The organism is Shewanella sp. 30m-14 (genome assembly GCF_052977125.1).
In genome coordinates this window covers 124,571-144,823 of the sequence record NZ_JBRILW010000008.1, presented here as the reverse complement: position 1 = coordinate 144,823, position 20,253 = coordinate 124,571, and the positions used below count along the sequence as shown (strand labels likewise).

The 20,253-nt window shown below is 44.6% G+C and carries 15 protein-coding genes; 8 read left to right on the top strand and 7 right to left on the bottom strand.

The window, feature by feature from the left end:
• The first annotated feature begins 139 nt into the window (after positions 1-139).
• Together ACVBIU_RS08390 and ACVBIU_RS08385 are read left to right on the top strand one after the other, a co-directional pair.
• Positions 140-1,072 carry a LysR family transcriptional regulator gene (locus ACVBIU_RS08390; protein ID WP_447163509.1) on the top strand — a complete coding sequence of 311 codons (933 nt, stop codon included), beginning with the start codon at positions 140-142 and terminating at the stop codon, positions 1,070-1,072.
• Positions 1,073-3,001: 1,929 nt separating this feature from the next.
• On the top strand, positions 3,002-3,607 hold the full coding sequence (locus ACVBIU_RS08385) for a hypothetical protein (protein ID WP_447163508.1): 606 nt from the start codon (positions 3,002-3,004) through the stop codon (positions 3,605-3,607).
• 408 nt (positions 3,608-4,015) lie between these two features.
• On the opposite strand, the gene ACVBIU_RS08380 is transcribed toward ACVBIU_RS08385, so the two are convergent.
• From ACVBIU_RS08380 to exaC, 3 genes are all read right to left on the bottom strand, one after another.
• Complete coding sequence (locus ACVBIU_RS08380; RefSeq protein ID WP_447163507.1) at positions 4,016-4,894, bottom strand: YjjW family glycine radical enzyme activase; 879 nt, start codon at positions 4,892-4,894, stop codon at positions 4,016-4,018.
• 59 nt (positions 4,895-4,953) lie between these two features.
• Complete coding sequence (locus ACVBIU_RS08375; RefSeq protein WP_447163506.1) at positions 4,954-6,522, bottom strand: YjjI family glycine radical enzyme; 1,569 nt, start codon at positions 6,520-6,522, stop codon at positions 4,954-4,956.
• A 197-nt stretch (positions 6,523-6,719) separates the two neighbouring features.
• Positions 6,720-8,240 (bottom strand): acetaldehyde dehydrogenase ExaC, encoded by a 1,521-nt coding sequence (exaC, locus tag ACVBIU_RS08370; RefSeq protein ID WP_447158926.1) that lies wholly within the window; start codon positions 8,238-8,240, stop codon positions 6,720-6,722.
• A 272-nt stretch (positions 8,241-8,512) separates the two neighbouring features.
• Here exaC and acuI point away from each other — a divergent pair, with 272 nt between their 5' ends.
• Entirely contained in the window at positions 8,513-9,493 is a 981-nt protein-coding gene (gene acuI, locus ACVBIU_RS08365; RefSeq protein WP_447163505.1) for an acrylyl-CoA reductase (NADPH), read from the top strand.
• 341 nt (positions 9,494-9,834) lie between these two features.
• On the opposite strand, the gene ACVBIU_RS08360 is transcribed toward acuI, so the two are convergent.
• On the bottom strand, positions 9,835-10,767 hold the full coding sequence (locus tag ACVBIU_RS08360) for a LysR family transcriptional regulator (RefSeq protein ID WP_447158924.1): 933 nt from the start codon (positions 10,765-10,767) through the stop codon (positions 9,835-9,837).
• Positions 10,768-11,526: 759 nt separating this feature from the next.
• Here ACVBIU_RS08360 and ACVBIU_RS08355 point away from each other — a divergent pair.
• From ACVBIU_RS08355 to ACVBIU_RS08340, 4 genes are all read left to right on the top strand, one after another.
• Positions 11,527-13,047 (top strand): flavocytochrome c, encoded by a 1,521-nt coding sequence (locus ACVBIU_RS08355; RefSeq protein ID WP_447163504.1) that lies wholly within the window; start codon positions 11,527-11,529, stop codon positions 13,045-13,047.
• A gap of 28 nt (positions 13,048-13,075) precedes the next feature.
• Positions 13,076-13,429, top strand: a complete 354-nt coding sequence (locus ACVBIU_RS08350; RefSeq protein WP_447158922.1) for a cytochrome c3 family protein — start codon at positions 13,076-13,078, stop codon at positions 13,427-13,429.
• A 342-nt stretch (positions 13,430-13,771) separates the two neighbouring features.
• Complete coding sequence (locus tag ACVBIU_RS08345; protein WP_447158921.1) at positions 13,772-15,016, top strand: hypothetical protein; 1,245 nt, start codon at positions 13,772-13,774, stop codon at positions 15,014-15,016.
• A 133-nt stretch (positions 15,017-15,149) separates the two neighbouring features.
• Positions 15,150-16,256 carry a hypothetical protein gene (locus tag ACVBIU_RS08340; RefSeq protein WP_447163503.1) on the top strand — a complete coding sequence of 369 codons (1,107 nt, stop codon included), beginning with the start codon at positions 15,150-15,152 and terminating at the stop codon, positions 16,254-16,256.
• A gap of 93 nt (positions 16,257-16,349) precedes the next feature.
• Here the strand turns inward: ACVBIU_RS08340 and ACVBIU_RS08335 are convergent, their stop codons facing one another.
• Positions 16,350-17,237, bottom strand: coding sequence for a LysR family transcriptional regulator (locus ACVBIU_RS08335; RefSeq protein ID WP_447158919.1), 888 nt, complete (start codon positions 17,235-17,237; stop codon positions 16,350-16,352).
• Positions 17,238-17,358: 121 nt separating this feature from the next.
• Here ACVBIU_RS08335 and ACVBIU_RS08330 point away from each other — a divergent pair, with 121 nt between their 5' ends.
• Positions 17,359-18,006, top strand: a complete 648-nt coding sequence (locus ACVBIU_RS08330) for a TetR/AcrR family transcriptional regulator (RefSeq protein ID WP_447163502.1) — start codon at positions 17,359-17,361, stop codon at positions 18,004-18,006.
• 29 nt (positions 18,007-18,035) lie between these two features.
• Here the strand turns inward: ACVBIU_RS08330 and ACVBIU_RS08325 are convergent, their stop codons facing one another.
• Complete coding sequence (locus tag ACVBIU_RS08325) at positions 18,036-19,406, bottom strand: ATP-binding protein (RefSeq protein WP_447163501.1); 1,371 nt, start codon at positions 19,404-19,406, stop codon at positions 18,036-18,038.
• Positions 19,407-20,090 (bottom strand): response regulator, encoded by a 684-nt coding sequence (locus ACVBIU_RS08320; RefSeq protein ID WP_447163500.1) that lies wholly within the window; start codon positions 20,088-20,090, stop codon positions 19,407-19,409.
• Positions 20,091-20,253 lie beyond the last annotated feature (163 nt).

Genomic DNA, 20,253 nt, shown 5'->3' with positions numbered 1-20,253 from the left:
CTCGATGCGGAAAATCGCGCAGCGGTGATGGCAACATGTTGCGTGAGATAGGTCGTGATTATGTGGTTTAGCAATATGCCAACCGCTGTTTTAGGTCTATATTCCGCTTTACGAATACACGGTTTATTTAGGCAAACGTATGGATCTCGCTAAACTTTCTCGGATCAGCATGAAGCACTTGATCACCCTGCATGTGATGCTCGACACCTTGAGCGTGACTGCCAGTGCTGAGCGTTTATGTTTAAGCCCGTCATCGGTGAGTAAGACCTTAAGCCAGTTAAGGCTCAGTCTCGACGACGAGCTGTTTTACCGTCACGGCAATAAGCTGGTGGCCACGCCATTAGCGAGAAGACTGGGGCCTAGCGTGCATCAAATCATCAATGATATGAATCAGCTGATGACCCAAGAAGCCTTTAATCCTGCTGAGTATAAAGGCCGATTCTCACTGGCGATGCGTGAAAGCACCTTTGAATTATTAGCCGCCAAGTTAACCGCCCATGTGCTGACGCAGGCGCCGAATATTCGTTTAGATATTTTTGCCAAAGACAGCGTGGGTTTTGATGGTTTAGTTAAAGGCAGTTTAGACTTTATCGTGTTGCCTCACGATAGAAGTCAGCCGCCGATCTCCCAGCATGAACTGGTATGGGAAACCTTGATTAATGACGAGATGGTGTGTCTGATGAATCCTGAGCATCCGCTGGCGACTCAAACGCAGATCACTATCGATGATTACTTAAGTTATAGCCATATTGGTATTAGCGATACTGATTTAAATACCCCATTTTTTGAGATGCAGTTAGCGCAGCAAGCACGCAATCGTGCGGTACCGATTTCGGTTTCAGACTTTGGCAGTGCAGCGTTACTGTGTCATCACAGTGAGTTGCTGTTTACCAGCTCGAGGCGCTGGGCTGAAATAGCGTTGCAAGCAAAAGGTTTGGTGACCAAGGCGATGCCACTTGATTATGGTGAAGTGGCGTATAGTTTGGTGTGGCATAAGCAGAGTATGAATGACCCTGCACTTAGGTGGTTGTACCAACAGTTGGTTGCTTTTACTCAGGTGGAATTCGAGTAAGTTAATTCTGATTTTTGGCATCAGGCGATGCCTGAGCTTTGAGTTAGACTTCGTCTAACAACTACATCAATCAAACTTCGTTTGATAAAAGTCGTGGGATGTCATCCCACACTCGGGCAAGGAGGACTGCTCGTCCTTATCAAGAACATCCTTGTTCAAAAGCCAGTTCGCCGTCCGTGGTTCTCGCTCAGAGAGTCCATAGTTATGGACTTCGCCCTTGCATCCACCATGACGCCCCTACGAAGTTACATGCATTTGATACGGGCCTCAGTTATTTTCGAAAATCGCTATCGCCTCATATTCGCCGTCCATGGCTCACCTAAGGCTATCTCGGCATCCTGCCTCGCTCACACGACTTTCTGTTTACAAGAGTTCTTCAATAACTTCGGCAACTTCGATGGGGGATGGATGTTTTCTGACACAAAGTGAGCGGGTTTTAATTCTGTGTTTTCATATTAATGGCTCAGTAGTGAAATGATTATGCCTTTCTAACCTCGTGCAGATACGGCTGAAGCCTTCGGTTTCAGGGATGAAACCGCAGAGCGGCCAGGGATGGCGTAAAGCGTGTTTCAGCAGTGTCTGCACATGCCCCTGCTGCAAGCTATTGGAACCGCAAATGCCAGAAGTTGGTTTGAAGATTCAAGTGATGAAGAGTCTAAAGGTTTAACGCTGTAGATTTAAAGCTTGAGCAAGTTTCCCGCAAAGGAAACCCTTAACTTCTGCACATACGCCGGCTGCAAGCCATTGGAACCACAGATGTCGGAATTGGCTTCATACCTTCAAATGGCTATGAGGCCAAAGGTTCGCATGCTTTAGATTTAAAGTCTGCGTTAGTTTCACGCAAATGAACCCCTTACCCTCTGCATATACACTTGCTGTAGGCAATTAGCTGCATACGATGCTGAAAGTGATCTATGAGGTAGTTGGTCACATCATTAGAACAGTTAGCTTCAGTGTAAAAACTCTGAGGCCACAATGACCAGGCATTCGTATCCTTTATGGTTAATTATTCTCCTGTTGGTTGTTCTAGAACCAATCAATAGAGTTAACTATTTAAAAACCGCAATTGAACAGTATTTAAACTTATATGAATAAAAATTTGACACGCGTCACGTTTTATTGCTAATTTGAACTCAGCGGTTTAGGTCGGAGTGTTCATTGATATAACGAGGACTCAATCGACTGGGAGTTCGACATTAGCTAGCTCCGCTGGCTGAGCCGGATTCGACAGAGCTGAGGCATTGTTATTAGAAGCTTCGACCGAACTACTTTTCAATCCGAGTCTTGCGAATACTATCGGATACCCATTGAGTTACCCACGGGTAACTTTGATAAGCCTAACAAATCAGCATTCATGTTAGGCAGTAAAACAAAAAAGCATCCCAGCGGGATGCTTTTTTTTGCTTTGAATTTTGGTTGATGGTTAGACTTCGTCTAACGACTTTATTTATCAGACTACGTCTGAACTCTATAGTTAGATTTCGTCTAACAACTAAAGTCGTGGCCTTGCCACTTATCAGGCTGCGCCTGACCCTTAAGCAATCAAGCTGCGCTTGATAAACGTCGTGGTATTCCATCCCACACCCGGGCAAGGAGGACTGCTCGTCCTATCCTCCTTGCATCCACCATGACGCCCCGACGAAGTTACATGCATTGGATACAGGCCTCATACTCCAATAAAAATCGCCTAACGGCTCAGATGGGACATCCATGTCCCCCCGAGCCTGAACCATCATCCATGATGGTTCCACGGCATTTTTATCTACGTACTTCGGCAACTTCGATGGGGAATCGGTGTTCCCTGTGAGTTAGGAGTACTCAATTAAGAGTTACTAATCAATAACTTTAATTAGGTTTTGAAAGGCTGTTGTTTGATAATAAATATTCATCATTTAGTCCATACTTACATTCAGTAAAGGTTGAACCTATTTGAAAACAATATTCCTTATTAGCGGTAGCCTGTTGGCTGTGCTTTTTGTGATGCTTGGGATTGTCATAGGAGTTTCATATGATGCTCCAACAGAAGAAACCCTCGCTTGGATACAAGCTCTATCCTCCGTTGGTGGTGTTGTTATAGCTGCATCAACGATGCTTATTGCACTATATGCTCTCCATACATGGAAAAGTCAGTTTGATCACGCAGAGAAGTTCAAAGCCATAGTCAATTTAGAAACTCAGTTGAGGGCTCTATATGAATCATTTGATAGCTTGCTAGAAGGTTATATTCAGAATGTTGTATATGCTAATTCCGAAAAAGACTACTCAGATTTACAGAAGTGTTACCTTGCTGAAAGGGACAGTTTTATTAGGTTAATGGATTTTTCCTTGAGTTTCTTATCATCTAAAGAACAAAAAAAAGTACTACAAGAATTTGAAAAAACTCGTAAGGTTTTTGATGATGCACGTGGTTTGGCTAACTCATATCACGGGTGTGGCGATACTTCTGATTTCAATATTTTGAGGTTTGAAAATAGTAAGGAAATTGAAAGGAATCAAACGGACTATAAAGGTTTACTAAGACGCCTTAGAAGGTAATTAATTTTTAGTTAAAGACGCCGAAGTGTTGGTTTAATGCTTTTCTAACCCAGTGTAGATGCGGCTTAGGCCTTTGATGGCATGGATGCCATCGTAGAGCTTACATGGAAGTACTTGCAGCGTGCCTAAGAAGTATCTGCACATACGCCGGCTGCAAGCCATTGGAACCACAGATGTTGGAAGATACATCAAGTACTGCCCAAGCATTGGTAAAACAAAGGTTCATCGTTGTAGCTTTAAAACCTACGTTAGTTTCAAGCGAATGAAACCCTTAACCTCTGCACATACGCTGGCTGCAAGCCATTGGAACCACCAATGCTAGAAGTTAGTTTGAAGATTCAAGTGATGATAAACCCAAAGGTTCATCGCTTTAGCTCTAAAGCTACATAAGTAGGCTTAGCTCAAAGCCTACAAATAAACATTGGGTAAAACTAAATTACGTACTCCACGCTCAGTTAGCCGTGCCGCTAACTCAAGCATCTGCGCTTCACTGCAAGTTGGCCAATTAAGGGCTTCGCCTGTTACGCCATGATGTTGAAAGGCGTTAAGCTTAACTCTTACATTGGCAGGTAACTGGCTTAGATAGCCTGCTATGGCATTAACCTCACTGTCAATATCACTTATTCTCGGAATATACAGTAGGCGTATTTCGTATAGCTTTCCCTCTGCCGCAAGCCGTTTTAAACTGCTAAAGACCCGATGATTATCGCGGCCTGTGATGTAATAATGAGTGTGCTCTTGCCAGGACTTTAGATCGATCATCGCGCCATCTAGGTAGGGCATAACTTGCTGCCAGCCGTTTTCACTTACATAGCCGTTACTGTCGATCATGCAGCTTAAGTGAGCTAAATCTGCGCTGACTTTTATCGCTTGAAACAGCTCGACGATAAACGGCAGTTGCAAAGTGGCTTCACCGCCGCTGACGGTGATGCCGTTGATAAAGTGCACTTGGCTGCGGATGAGCGTAAGCATTTGCTCTACGCTGAATTGACGAGTCTTAGGGCTAGATTGCTTAGGGCAGGTGGTTAAACAAATATCACACTGGGTGCACTTGTCACTGTCCCAAACGATCTTAGATTTACCTTGAACTGTTGTTGTCAGAGCTAACGCATCTGCTGGGCAGGTGGCCACGCAATCGCCGCAACTGTCGCACATGTCTATGGTGTACGGGTTGTGACAATTTTTGCAGCTAAAATTACACCCCTGCAGGAAGATGACTAGGCGACTGCCTGGACCATCGACGCAAGAGAAGGGAATAATTTGGTTAACCGTCGCGACTCTGCCCATGTTTTACTCTAAACCCTGTATTAAACTAATTGTTAATTTATAAGCAGCTTACTTGGCCGTTATTTGGCGTATACCGGCGCATGCTCATTAGCTACCACACGAGGCTGACGCTGCAAAATCTTAGTATTCTCTGCTGCCTCAGCGCCTAACCATGTGGTATTGGTGCGTGAGCCCTCTGCTTTAAAGCTGGCGATATCAGACAGCTTAACCATATAACCTGTGACGCGGATCAAGTCGTTTGAGGCCACGTTGGCGGTAAACTCGCGAAAACCTAAACTCAGCGCACCTTTGCACAGCTGCATCATCGCCTGTGGGTTGGCTTTAACCGTTTCATCTATGGTGAGAATGTCACTAATCCCCGAGGTGTAATATTGGTGATGCTCTGCGATCGCTTGAATATGCGCAATCGGGTTGGGCTCGGTGCCATAGGGAATACGCACGCCCGGCGTCACGTCTTTGTCGATGCTAATGCCGCCCTGCGAGTGCAATAACGCTCGGCCGTTGTAGCCGTAAGTTACAGGTGTTGATTTTACGATGGCATCGAGTGCTTTAGAGATCTTATGCCCAAGCTCGTTAGCTGCCGCACTATGACCATAATGGCTGCTTGGCTTATCTTCTCTTGATTGGTCTATGTTGTTTTCATTGAAATCAGGTGTGCCCTGCAGAATGCTAACAGCCTCGGCCATGCCGTAGATCCCAAACATAGGCGCAAAACGTGATTCTTCAATCAAGGTTTCTTTAACTAAAAAGCTATTAAAGAAGTTAGATTCTTCATGCAAAAATTTAGCGCGCGCGTCAATCAGCTCGAATGTGAGCTGGCAGTATTGCGGCAGGATATTATCGAAGAAGTCACTGATGCTATTGGCTTTAAGGGCGACCTCTTTTAGGTTCAGTCTTACTAAGGTGTTGGCACCACCGGCTAATGGCAGCGAGTTATAACAACTGACAATGCCGAAGCCTTTGTTATCAAACGTGTTGGCATGGATTGGGTAGTTAGCAATATGGGGTTTGCTGCACTCACAAATATTGCTGGCGGCAACTTGTAGTAGCTCGTCCGGCGTAATTTGTGGGTCGTACATAAAGGTTAGATTCGGCGCTATCTGCTTAAGCTCGGCATCGACACGTAAAATGGTGCGGCAAACAATATTGTCTGTCGGGCCGATGTTTACGTGCATAAAGGCATCTGGCAAGGTGCGGTCTAGCATGATCCAAAATAGCTTTAATTTACGATAAATAGTCTCGTCATCAAGACCTTGGCAAAATGGTAATAGCACGTCATCGAGTTGACCTAGATAAACGGGAATATTGGTGACTGATGGTACATGGTGATAGATGATAGTTAATGCATTTAAGGCTTCATCTAAGTCTTGCGCCGGGCTTAGCTCTAAATACTCAGAACCATTTTGTAAAAACTTGGCGTAATCGGGCAGAACATATCTTGGTTTGAACGGCGCGTTACCTTCAAACATATCACAGATAACACCTTGCTCTTTGGCCTCGGCTACGGCATCTGACACCTCAACATAAGGCAGACTCGCTTCTGCTTCTAAGGCTAAGAAGTTAGACTTTTGCTTTGGCGAAAGGTTAGGGTCACGAGCTATTTGAGCGATTCTGTTTGCGACGGTCATGGTGCAGTATCCACTAATATTTTATGGATATATTTTAAGATGCTAACGCTAAATTCTTATAGTGAAAAACGGCTAAAGAGTGATTGCCAATTTGGAAATCCGAAGCCAGGGTTCTCAACTTATTTGAAAGTGAGTCGGTGAGCGCGGCAGGCTGGCAACTGCCAGCCTGCATAAGGTGAGAACAAAGCTAAAGCGAGCTAGAAGAAACCTAACGGATTAGCATCGTAACTGATCAACAGGTTCTTAGTGTTCTGGTAGTGATCTAACATCATCTTGTGGGTTTCACGGCCAATACCTGATTTTTTATAACCGCCAAAGGCGGCGTGAGCAGGGTAGGCGTGGTAACAGTTAATCCATACGCGTCCCGCTTGAATGCCGCGTCCCATACGCTGGGCGGTATTCATATCGCGAGTCCACACGCCAGCGCCTAAACCGTATTCGGTATCGTTGGCAATTGCTAAGGCTTCAGCCTCATCTTTAAAGGTAGTTACCGAAATGACTGGGCCAAAAATCTCCTCTTGGAAGATGCGCATATCATTGGTGCCCTTTAAGATTGTCGGCGTAATATAAAAGCCATGACCGTGTTCACCTTCAAGTTTGCATATGTCACCACCAATCAATACCTCAGCACCTTCGTCTTTACCTATGTCCAGGTAGCTTAAGATCTTATCGAACTGCTCCTGTGAGGCCTGCGCCCCCACTTGGGTGTCGGTATCGAGTGGGTTACTTTGCTTAATGGTTTTACAGCGCTCAATCACCTTAGCAATAAACTTGTCGTAAATAGACTCGTGAATTAATGCGCGTGATGGGCAGGTACAGACTTCACCTTGATTGAAAAACGCCAACAACATGCCCTCTATGGCTTTATCGAGGTATTCATCTTCATGATCCATTACATCGGCAAAAATAACGTTAGGAGACTTACCGCCAAGCTCGACGGTTGATGGAATCAATGATTCAGCGGCGCACTTTAAAATATGGTGACCTACTTCGGTTGAGCCAGTAAAGGCCAGTTTTGCAATGCGCTTGCTGGTGGCTAGCGCTTGGCCGGCCTCAGCGCCAAAACCATTGACCACATTCAGCACGCCTTTTGGCAGTAAGTCTTCAATGAGTTCGAGCAGCACTAGAATTGATACCGGTGTTTGCTCAGCAGGTTTGAGTACCACGCAGTTGCCAGCAGCGAGCGCGGGGGCAACTTTCCATGCCGCCATCAGTAGTGGGAAGTTCCACGGAATAATCTGACCAACCACGCCAAGGGGTTCGGGAAAGTGGTAGCTAACAGTATTAGCATCAATATCGGCGGCGCTGCCTTCTTGGGCGCGAATGCAGCCAGCAAAATAGCGGAAATGGTCGACCACTAACGGTAGATCGGCCGCTAGCGTTTCGCGTACAGCTTTACCGTTATCCCAAGTTTCGGCAATGGCTAAGTATTCAATATTTTGCTCAATGCGATCGGCAATGCGTAGCAAGATGTTTGCACGCTCGGTGACCGAGGTTTTGCCCCAACTGTCTTTGGCTTCATGGGCGGCATCGAGTGCAAGTTCAATATCAACTGAACCTGAGCGTGGCACCTGGCAAAATACCTGGCCATCTACGGGGGAAGTATTGTTAAAGTAAAGATTATTAACCGGTTTAGTCCATCTACCGCCAATGAAATTTTGGTACTGTGGTTTGAAATTGATAATGGCGCCGGGGGTGCCTGGTTTGTTATAAATCATACGAACGATTCCTTGTGTATTATTTATGCGATAACTCAGTGTAGTAGATAAAATAATGGCGAGGGTATAGGAAAAAAGTCGAGTAGCTTATTGCTAGGTTTTTTGGCTATATTGTTGCTCCATATAACAATAATTAGAGCCTTTGGTTTTGGTTATTTGTGCTAGTCGCTATCAAATATGAATCCGGTGCATTGTTTCTATGCAAAATATGCACTTCATTCATAACTATTTATGGCCTATGCTTCTCTCATCAGTTTAAATAGGAACTTGTCATGTTTAACGCACTTGTTTTGACCCAAGAAGAAAAGCTTACTTTGGCGAATGTTCGTCAAATCACCGAGGCTGACTTGCCTGAAGGCGAAGTGTTGGTGGACGTTTCGTGTTCATCACTGAACTACAAAGATGGTTTGGCGGTAACGGGTGTTGGAAAAATCATTCGTAACTTCCCTATGGTGCCGGGCATCGACTTTGCGGGTACGGTACTTGAGTCGAGTGACGAGCGTTATCAAGCGGGTGACAAGGTGATTTTAACTGGTTGGGGCGTGGGCGAGAATCACTGGGGTGGTCTAGCTGAAAAAGCCCGTGTTAAAGCCGACTGGTTAGTGCCAATGCCAAGCAATTGCGATGCTGCTAAAGCGATGCAGATTGGTACTGCAGGTTTAACGGCGATGTTGTGTGTTCAAGCATTGCAGCAGGCAGGTGTACAGCCTAGTGATGGCGATGTATTAGTCACTGGCGCCAGTGGTGGCGTTGGCTCAGTTGCGGTGACCTTGCTAGCGCAGTTAGGTTATCGTGTGGTGGCAAGCTCCGGTCGCGTAGAGCAAAACGGTGCCTTGCTAACTAAGTTAGGTGCCAGTGAAGTCATTGATCGCAGTGAGCTTGAAGTGGACTCGCGCCCGCTTGAAAAGCAGCGCTGGGCCGGCGTAGTGGATACCGTTGGTAATAAGGTATTGGCAACCGCATTAGCACAGATGAATTACGGCGGCGCAGCTGCTATTTGCGGTTTAGCGGGTGGCTTTGCATTACCCACTACCGTGATGCCATTTATTCTACGCGGCGTGAGGCTGCTAGGTGTTGACTCGGTTTCTTGCCCGTTTGACAAGCGTCAAGCAGCGTGGGAAGCGGTACTTAACTTGCTACCAGCTAGCTACTTTGAAGATGCTTGCGAGACGATTTCGCTTGAGCAAGTGCCAGAATTTGCACAGCGGATTATTAAAGGCCAGGTAACTGGTCGCGTGCTAGTTCAGCTATAAGCAGGTGCTAGGATCTAGGAAAAGCTGAGAAAGAGCCTAGGTCCTAGGAAAGCCGGAAAAGCATGCTTTCTTCTGTAGTTTGGGCTTTAGCCCATCATGCATGCGACCCATATCTTTGATGTCTATCTGCAGTTCAATCCATCTCTAATTCGATTTATTTTTTTGACGGCATAAATGCCGACCTACATAAAGTGGCAAAGGCACTGTTTTGGTGTTTGCTTTTCCTAGTAGGACGAAGTCCGTCCTCGAAGCACAGCGCTCTAGGGCCTAGAACCTAGAACCTTGTTTATTATGTCCGCCCTCGAAGCACTACGTCCTAGGAGCTAGAAAATACTAATCGGTTACAGATTTTGTGGCGTTTGCTCCAACAAGGTTTGTGTGGCGTTAGCTATCTCTTGGCGTAACCACTTTTGCGCCTTGTCTTGCTCACAGCGAGAATGCCAAAACAGATTGTAATCTAGGCTTTGCAGCTTAAAGGGTAGCGGTTTAACTGTTAGTTTATGTCGCTGGGCTGCCATTTCAGCCATGCCTTCTGGCAGGGTAATAATCAGCGGATTAACCGATTGCAGTGCCAACGCGGTATCTAGATGCGGCGTGCGCAGTAGTTCGGTGCGCGGCGGATATTGGCTTATTGCATCATCGAGCAACGCCTTGACCCCATCACTAATCGCAATGGTGGCATGGGGATAATGCAGGTAATCTTCTAAGCTGATGTCGCTATTAGCCAGTGGGTGGTTAGGGGACAATAAGCAACTGACGCCGACCTTCCCAAGAAAGGTGTGCTGCAGATTCCCGGTTTGACCAATGGCGCGGCAAATTGCCATATCGGCGCCTTTAACACTTAGCTGCGCTTGTAATTCTTTTTGCTGCACAGGCACGATCTCTAACCTGATCTGCGGCGCTTTTTGGTAAATACCGGGCAAAATAAACGGGATTAATGCCTGCATGGCGTAATCAGTCACTGCGATAGAAAATTGTTGCTGGCACTCCTCGGGCACAAAAGCTTTTGGAGTTAGCAGCTCGATGAGCTGGCCTGTGGGTTGGCGTAATTGCTGATAACACTCGAGTGCAAATGAAGTGGGCACGAGTTGCTGGCCAACACGTGAAAACAAAGGATCGTTTAGCATCTCTCGCAGGCGAGATAATATGCGGCTAGTCGCCGATTGGCTCAGGTGCAAGCGTTTGGCTGCTTGAGTGACACTGCGCTCTTCGACCAAAATTTGCAGGGCGATCAATAAGCTCAGATCTTGGCGGTAGATCTCTTCTAATTCCATAATATGTCAGGTTTTCCAATTAATACTAAGCAGCATAAAGGCGTGATAGTTACCCTTATCGTTACTGTTATCGAGAGTTTAGCGCTTTTTTAATATAAGTACCTGTATCAGATCCGTAATTCCACTCGAATCCATATCTGTAATCGAAAACTATAATCGAAAACTGTAATCGAAAACTGTAATCGAAAACTGTAATCGGAAATTGTAATCGAAAACTGTAATCGGAAACTGTAATCGAAAACTGTAATCGAAAACTGTAATCGAAAACTGTAATCGAAAACTGTAATCGAAAACTGTAATCGGAAATTGTAATCGGAAATTGTAATCAAGTTTGAATGAGTTTAATCATCAAATCATCGCCTTTAAAGCGAAAGGTTATCTATCTTGGCGAGATTATTGCGCTGATTATGAGTGCGTTTTCTCTGTCAGGGTTACAAAAATACAACCTAAACATATCGTGGGGTTGTTGCCAGATTAAATTTGCTTTTAAAGGGGGATACGGCTTACGTCATAATGCAAGTAAACTCGCGCTATCTCAGCATTTTTAGGGTTTTGTTGTTAAGGACTTTGCACTTGGTCTGCATTTGGAATGGATTCCAAAATACCTCTAAAGTAATAAAAAACTCAAACATTAGATCTCGGTTAAAATTCGTAAATGTTATTTTATTGTATACAGTAAATCCTTGTTTACCTCCCGTTTTGGAACGGGTTCCAGCCCTATGATTATTGCGTCTAATAAAACTAATAGGGTGATGACAGATGAGCAATAAAGATCTGCTAGGACGCCGTAATTTCATTAAAGGATTCGGAGCTGCAGCTGGCGTGGCGCTAGCTGCACCAGCATTGGCCGTATCTGAGAAAGCGGATGGCGTTAAATGGGACCAAGAAGTAGAAGTCCTAATTATCGGTTCAGGTTTTGCGGGTTTAGCGGCGGCGATTGAAGCCACGCGTAAAGGCGCAAAAGATGTACATATTTTCGAAAAGATGTCTTATTTTGGCGGTAACTCTGCCATTAACGGTGGTTTGTTCGCAGCCCCGGGCACACCGATGCAAAAGCAAGAAGGTGTTAAAGACTCTGTAGAAACCATGGTTGCCGACCAGTTAAAGTCGGGCCGTGGTATTGCTGATGAAGCATTATTACGTCACGTAGCTGAACACGCTGTAGAAGCGCTACAGATGACTTTAGATGCGGGTTCTGAATATCACCCATACCTACAGCAGTTAGGTGGTCACTCTGTTGCACGTACTTATCAAACAACAGTGAGCTGTGGCGCGGGGATCACCCAGCCATTACTGCATGAGTGTCGCAAATTAGGTGTGCATACTCATAACCGTGCTAAGTTTGAAGGTTTCTTAGTCGGTGATAAAGGTGAAGTCGTTGGCGTGAAAATGCGTGACAATTATCACTTTGGTGAAGATCAGCCGGGTAAAGTCAGTAATATTCGTGCGACACGTGGCGTGATTATGGCGACAGGTGGCTTCGCGCAAAACGTTGATCTGCGTATGGCGCAAGACCCAACGCTGACAGCTGAAGTAGGTTGTACTAACGCACCTGGCGCTACAGGTGAAGGGATGTACGAAATGTTCCGCCTAGGCGCGGTTCCTGTTCACTTAGCACATATCCAGTCTGGCCCATGGGCATCACCAGATGAAGGTGGTTTTGGTTATGTGTCTAACTACTCTATTTATAACTTCCCGCATTCAGTGGCGATTAACCGTTTAACCGGTCAGCGTTTCATGAACGAGATTGCCGACCGTAAAACCCGTGCTGATGCCGAGCTAAATTGTCGTGATGCACAAGGTAACGCTCTGCCTCCAATCTTGATCACTAGCTATAAGGATTCTAAAAAGCATCCTAATACCAAGAAAGTGCTTAAGTACGATGTGGGTTGGAAGTTTGACTCAATTGAAGATCTTGCGAAGCATTTCGATGTGCCATTAGCGCCGCTTAAGCAGCAAATTTCTGAGTATAACGAGTACGTTAAAACGCAAAATGATCCTCAGTTTGGTAAGAATATGACAGAGGCAAAGGGTAAGTATATTGAGGCGCCATTCACAGTGGTTCGCTTATGGCCAAAAGTGCATTACTGCCAAGGTGGTGTGCAGATCAACACTAACGCTGAAGTAAAAGACAGCTTTACTGGGCAAGCTATCCCAGGCCTATATGCGGCCGGTGAAGTATGTGGTGGTATTCATGGTGTGAGCCGTTTAGGGAGTTGCTCTATTCCTGAATGCATGGTGATGGGTATGACGGCTGCGCGCAGCATGATGAAAGCCTAAACTTGCCAGATAATAAGAGGAATGAGCGATGAGTAAATTAAAAGCGGTATTAGCGCTAACCTTTGGTTGCCTACTAACCTTATCTGCACAAGCTGTAGAAATACGTGACCACCATAAAGAAGTGATCGGTAAAGATTGTAAAACATGTCATGACAATGGCATCAAGCAATTTCCATCAGATCAAGCGTGTTTGCAGTGTCATGATGTTGATGACTTAGCAGAGCAAACAGCACGTAGTGAAGATGATAAGTGGCAGAACCCACACAACAACTTACATTACGGCAAAGAGCTTCCTTGCCAAGAGTGTCATAGCGAACATGGCACTAAGCAGCCATTATGTAGTAACTGTCATACATTTAAGTTTGATAAGTTTCAGCAGTAACTTCAACTCAAATATTTTTAGTGTCGTTTCATCTCAACGACACTGAATAATGAGTAAGGCCATAATTAATTTAATTATGGCCTTTTTTCCTGCATTGTTATTTTAGCCTCTCAATTTAATTGTGAGGCTTTTTTGTCTTTTAATTATTTCGGCTTAAACGGTTTAGCCTTAATAAATAAGCATGTTTTAATATTGTTTATATCTTTTACATTTGTTTTTAATATGTGACAAATATTGGGTTTTATTAAGTAAAGTTAGCTATCGGACCATTTTTGGAAACCATTCCAAATATAGTATTTATATAGTTATTAAAAATTATAATTTAAACCAATAGGGTGATGTATGAATAGTAAACTGGTGCTCGCAACAATACTTTTATCAAACAGTGTTGTGGCAGCTGATATTCCTGACTTTCTAGATAAAAACGATATTAATAGTGCTCAATTTCAGTGTTTAGGTGATTCCCCTCAATACAGCGCTAAAGATCAAAAGTATATTGATATTTTGTGGGATGAAACATTAACGTATTTAGAGGCTTACGCTATTGCATTAACCAATGGCCAAGCCAGTGGTTGTTTAAATTCAGATACCGCAATGGTTGACTCTACTGAGGGTGGGCAACATATGTGCGTGATGGACAGACGCGATATGAAGCTGATGGTTAAAAACATCTACCAAGTGATTAACAATAGCGATGAAGCAAAGAAGTGTTTTGGTGCACGAGAAGATGTGAGTTGGATTTATAACCCAGGTGGCGAGCTCAGCAAGAATTCTCCAGTGGCACAGCATTTTAGTCGTACGACTTTTGACGAGTTTTTCGATAAGAAAGTGACCGATAAACAAGTGCAGCAATACGGCAAAAGCTTTACTAAAAACTTCTACAAAATGGTCACCGGTGATGAAGTGAAAATGCCGGCTGTATTCCCTTACGACATTAGCGCTAACTCATTGCCTAACTTGTGGGCAGCAGCTGGCTGGTTCCCTATGTATGCCGAAGAAAGTAAGCGAAATGATAAGAATTTCAATAATATTCGCGGTGGTTATGCCTATGCAGAAATTTTTGGTCATTGGGGTTTATTGCGTATTGACGAAATTAATGGTGAAAAGGTGGGGGCAGAAGTCGGCATGACGGTTCAGTCAGTTGATACCTTGTATCCGTTCCATAACCATGCGGTTTCTGAAATGTACTACAACATGCGTGTACCTGCTTGCACCAATCAATTTAAAACTATGGCTATCCGTGAAGACTCACCATTAGTTAGCACAGTTAAAGAGGACGACAAGGTGCGTCGGGTGCAGTTTGATGAGGGACAGCACAACTCTCAAACAATGTGGCTGTCTGGCAGCAGCGAGCAAGATCCATTGATCTACTTCCATCAAAATACGATTCACGCATTTGATGTTGATGGTAGTTGTGAAGCGAAGCCTGAAGAGCGCGCGATTGTATCGGTATGGGCCCGCAGTAATGCCAACGACAAACGCAATGACTACGGAACGACTTTGTTGTGTGAATCAGCAAATAACCCAGGCACACCTGCTAAACGCGGTGAAGTGATTCAATGCGACTTAACCAAAGTTAAATGGTAGTCATTTGATAAGTATGGGTGGCAATGACCTTGCCACTTTTTATGGCGATATTGAAATATAAATTGTATTAATATGATGACGTTGTACGTATTAACGCAATTTATATTTATTTTACATGAAATGGATGTTTCAGATGAATAAATTAAATACAGCAATACCATTGTCAATATTAATGGCTTTGGCAAGTCATACAGCGGTTGCAGATGATCTTAATATTGGTGGCTCTGTTCGGGCAAATTATAGTTACAGTGATTATTCCGAGCCATCAAAAGATAAAATGGGTGATTTTGACTTCAATCTTCTTTCTATTACTTTTTCAGATAAGTGGAATGACATTGGCGTTAAAGCGGAGTACCGTTTTTATGATGGTTATGATCATTTAAAATACGGTTATGCTTTTTGGGATGTAAATAAAGATCTCACCATTAATGGTGGTGTCATTAGTAAACCCTTTGGTAATAAAGGCTACGCATCTCATAACTGGTGGTACAGCTTAAACTATTACATGGGTTTTGAAGACGATTATGGCGTGGGTGTCAGTGCTCAGTACCAAAATGGGGTTTCATTATCTGAATTTGCCTTTATTAAAAACGCGGTTTACGGCGGCACTGATCACCGCGATTTTGCGGGTACTGTGGCTAAGGGCACTGTCGATGGTACTAGTTATAACAACGAAGAAACCAATACTCTGGTTGCGCGCCAAAGCTTTACCTTAACCAGTGGTGAGCTAACCACAATATTGGGTGCGTCAGTTGAGTATGGTCAGCTATATAACTCAGAGTTTGGTGAGAATGGCGATACGCTAAATTATGCAGTGCACCTTGATATGAACTATGCCGGTTGGGGCTTTCAAGCACAGTACTTAGCCTTTGATTTTGACCAGTATGACGATGGCAAAATCGACCCAGATAAAATTGGTATGGGTATGCTAGGTGGATTCTATGAAGTCGCAAGTAAAGGTAATATCTATACGGCTAACTTGTCTAAAAGTATTGGCACCTCGTGGGGTAGCCTAACTGTGTATAACGATTTCAGTATGGTACAGCCAGACTTTGAAGAGTTTGATGACTCCATACTAAACTCCACAGGGGTATCGCTAGCCTATGGTCCCGTCTTTGTGTATGTGGACCATTATATGGCGAAGAATGTGCTTTGGCTTGGGGGCAATAGTTTGGGGTTAGTCCAAACTAATGATAATTGGGATCACCGCTTTAATATCAACCTAGCTTACTATTTTTAATTATTTAAGTGTTTATTTAAGTTAGTTATTTAAGCTCAGATACAAAAATGCCAACGTTCTCGTTGGCATTTTTACTTTAAGCCTCAAGCCAGTTTAGCTAAGCATTTGCGCTTGAGTGGCTTCACCTAGCGCTAGCACATTGGCCTTGATCAAGTTGATTAACTGATTTGTTGCATCAGTTTGTGTCTCTGGGTTGATATACAGCGACTCATTAAAGGTCGGTAATGGCGGAATGTTATGCTCGATAGGATCGAGGATCTGCATCTTATCGCTAATGCGAAACTCAGCAATGGGCGCTATGACTAAATCATTTTCAACGGCCATACACATAGCCGTTGGTGAGGGCGTAGAAAGTAGCACACTCATGGGGCGCATTGAGATCTGATGATTAGCAAAAACTTGCGCCCGAATAGGGCAGTTTTCTGGATATAACGCCATCGGTACCGTTTCGCGCTTATGGGCGCTGCCGTCTTTGGCTGCAACCCAATGAAAACGTCGCTCAAATAGTAACTCGCCATGACCCGCTGCGGGTGTTTGCCAATGAGTCGCAACAATCACATCAAATTCGCCATTATGTAGCCGCTTATAGAGATTGCCACTGACATCGGTATCGATGACTAATTCGATACAGGTAAACTCGCGAATAAACTCTAATAAGAAGCTGCCTAAATAACGATTGATGTAGTCAGTTGGCACACCGAGCCGTATGACTTCACGGTTTTGACAATCTTTTAGCTCGTCAATCGCCTGCGAACTGAGTTGCAGCATCTTATAAGCGTAGTTAAGCAGCGTCTTACCAGACTCGGTCATGGTGACACCTTTGTTATCTCTAAGTAACAAAGGCTTACCAACGCTCTCTTCTAACTTCTTGATTTGCAGGCTTATCGTTGACTGTGTACGGCAAAGTTTCTCAGCAGCTTTGGAAAGGTTTCCGCATTCAACTACCGCAATAAAGCTTTCTAATAGTTCAATTTTTAACATGGGCTATTGAGTTTATTCATGATGCTATCAGTATTACTCAATACCCGCTTGATACCTAGGCTGCTATTTTATGAATGTGAACTTAAATTATATTGATTGTTAGATTTGTGAAGAGGTCGACATGAGTAACTGGCAACAGCGAGAAAGCTATTTAACCGACATTGCGGAGCGCTGCTTAAGAGGGCATAAAAGCTTTGATTTGTGCCGTTCTCACCTGGTTGGAGCGAGTCAGATCTCCAAAGGCACCATCTACAATCATTTTCCAAGTGAAGCAGATTTAGTCGTGGCAGTCGCTACGGCACATTTTAGAAAACGTCTTGAAAGAGCCGCGATTGATGACGCTGTTTATCAAGACTATTTAACCCGCTTCTTGATGCACCATTGCTGGGGACTGCATGACGATCTGCTATATGACCGTTTTATTATTTCCCGTGTGATGCCTAACCCAGAGCTGTTAGAGCAAGTCACCGATGATAACCGTCAGGCATTCGAACAGATTTATGGTGAGTATATACAGTGGAATAACGATCTCATCAAGTCTGTTGGGGTGGTCGAGGGCTTTAACCGTGCAGAGCTGGTTGCCAACTATCTGCGCGGCGCTCAAATCAACTGCGACGATGCGGGCAAGCAATATGATGACGCGGGTTTGTACTATCAATTTAGCTATGCCCTAGCGCAGTTGATGGGGCACTCAGATAAACGTATTCCTAAGCAGGCAGATTATGCCAGCTGGTTAACCAGACTCGAGCCCGCGGCAAACGCTGCTTAGTTATTATCCATCATTGTAATGGATAATGGTTATTCCATCGGCAAGCTGATACTTATTTTCAATCCGTGAGCTTGATGGTTGTCTGCCTTTATCTTACCTTGATGGGCTTGAATGGCGGCTTTAGCAATCGCCAGCCCTAAGCCCCAGCCGCCGGACTCTCTATCGCGCGCAGACTGTGGGCGATAGAAAGGCTCGAAAATCGCTTCTAAGTCAGCTTCGTCGCTAATGCCTGGGCCATCATCGATAATCTCAATTTGTATGCTGCTGCCACTGGCAAATGCTTGAATCGAGACTTGCGTGTTGGCATAGCGGATGGCGTTACGCAGTAAGTTCTCAACCGCTCGGCATAAAGGCCGAGGGTAAAGCGGCAGCGTAATTGATTCATCTATGTCGATATGCAGCTGCTTTTTTTGCTGTTGAGCTTCGAAATCGGCATCGTCTAATACCTGGCTTAAGATTTCAGCAAGCTCAAGGCTGCGCTTGTTTTCGTTAGCGTTAAGCTTGACTCTAGACAGCTCTAACAGCTCGGCAATCATCTGCTCAAGTTGATCTGCTTCATACTCAATCCGCTCGGTTTCAGCTGTTTCTTGGCCTTTTTTACGGCTTAGCGCTAAAGACAATTTTAGCCTTGTCAGTGGTGTGCGCAGCTCATGAGAGATATCGCTGATCAATCTTTGTTGGCTCTTAACCATATTTTCAACCGAGTCGGCCATACCATTAAAGGCTTGAGCAAGCTGGCCAATTTCATCGTTTCGCTGGGCTGTTGCCATATCGACCCGGTGACTTAAATCGCCTCCGGCAAGTGCATCAGCACTGCGTTTGAGTGAGCGTAATGGCTTACCTAAATGCCAGGCAAATAAGCCACATAATAACCCTGATAGTAAAATCGCGATGCTAAGGGTTAAGATTTTATTATCGATAAAGAAGAAGAACCAGGGCCGTGGATGATGTTCTGGTAAACGGCCATATAGGCTGAAAGGCTTGCCCTCAACGTCAAAGTTATAGGGGCCGAAAATCAGCTCGTCTTTAAATTGGTGTTTAATCGGATGGCCAGCTTCATCGGCCATCAGCATAAAGCGTCTTAAAGCTCGAGATTGTTTATGGGTATTGAGTACCTTGCCGTACTCATCGACCAAATAGATGCGGGCCGGCCGGCCTTTAAATTCTTTAAAGCGGCTTAAATGTTTGAGCTTTTCAGTGCCCAGAACCTGCGGATTTGCACTAATACGCTCGGCACTTTTTTCAAGCATACGTTCAAGCGGAGGTGGCAGTGCTGATTGATCATGGTTTTGCTGCAATAAAGGCAGCAGCCCAATGAGCGCGATGATCAGTGAGCTACAGAGCCAAAAGCCCAGTAGTAATTTAACGAATATATTGTTGGGGGTTTTTCTCAGCTGCATTTAAGGTAACCAGATATAGCCTTTACCACGAATCGTTTTCACACGTGGGCGGCCGTCGTCTCGTTCAGGCATCTTCTTGCGTAAGTTAGAAAGATGCATGTCTAAACTGCGGTCAAAAGGCATCAGTTTTTTACCGAGCACTTTTTCGCTTAAGACTTCTTTGCTGGCCAGTTCACCGGCATGCTTAACCAATTCAAACAGTAAGCTAAATTCAGTGCCGGTGAGAATGATGAGCTGATCTTGGCAGTGCACCTCTTGGCGTGCGGGATCTAAATTAATATCGCCGTACTGATGTGTTGTCTGCGGGGCTTCGTTTGATTGAATATGGGTACGACGGATAATGGCACGAATACGTGCAACCAGTTCACGGTCGTTAAATGGCTTCGGCAGGTAATCATCGGCACCGATCTCTAAACCCACTACACGGTCGATTTCATCACCTCGGGCGGTTAGCATCAGTACCGGTGTTTGTTTCTTGCTGCGCAGCGCGCGCAAGACTTCAAACCCATTGAGTTTAGGTAGCATTACATCGAGTAAAATAAGGTCGAACTGCTGCTCTATGGCCAGATCTAACCCTGACTGCCCATCGTGGGCCAGTGTCAGTTCAAAGCCTTCAAGTTCTAGCAGTTGTGCAAGCAATTCAGATAGACCTAAGTCATCATCTATCAATAATATACGGCTCATATTTAACCTTCTAATGTACTCTTACTGTGGCGAGTATACCCTGTTTGATGTCAATTGCAGTTTAGGAGTGTAATTCAACGTAAAGAACAGAGGTCCTTGGCATTATCGAGCCTCATTTAAACAGCTTTACAGAGCTTTACGCTGTACAAACCCAAGCTTACAT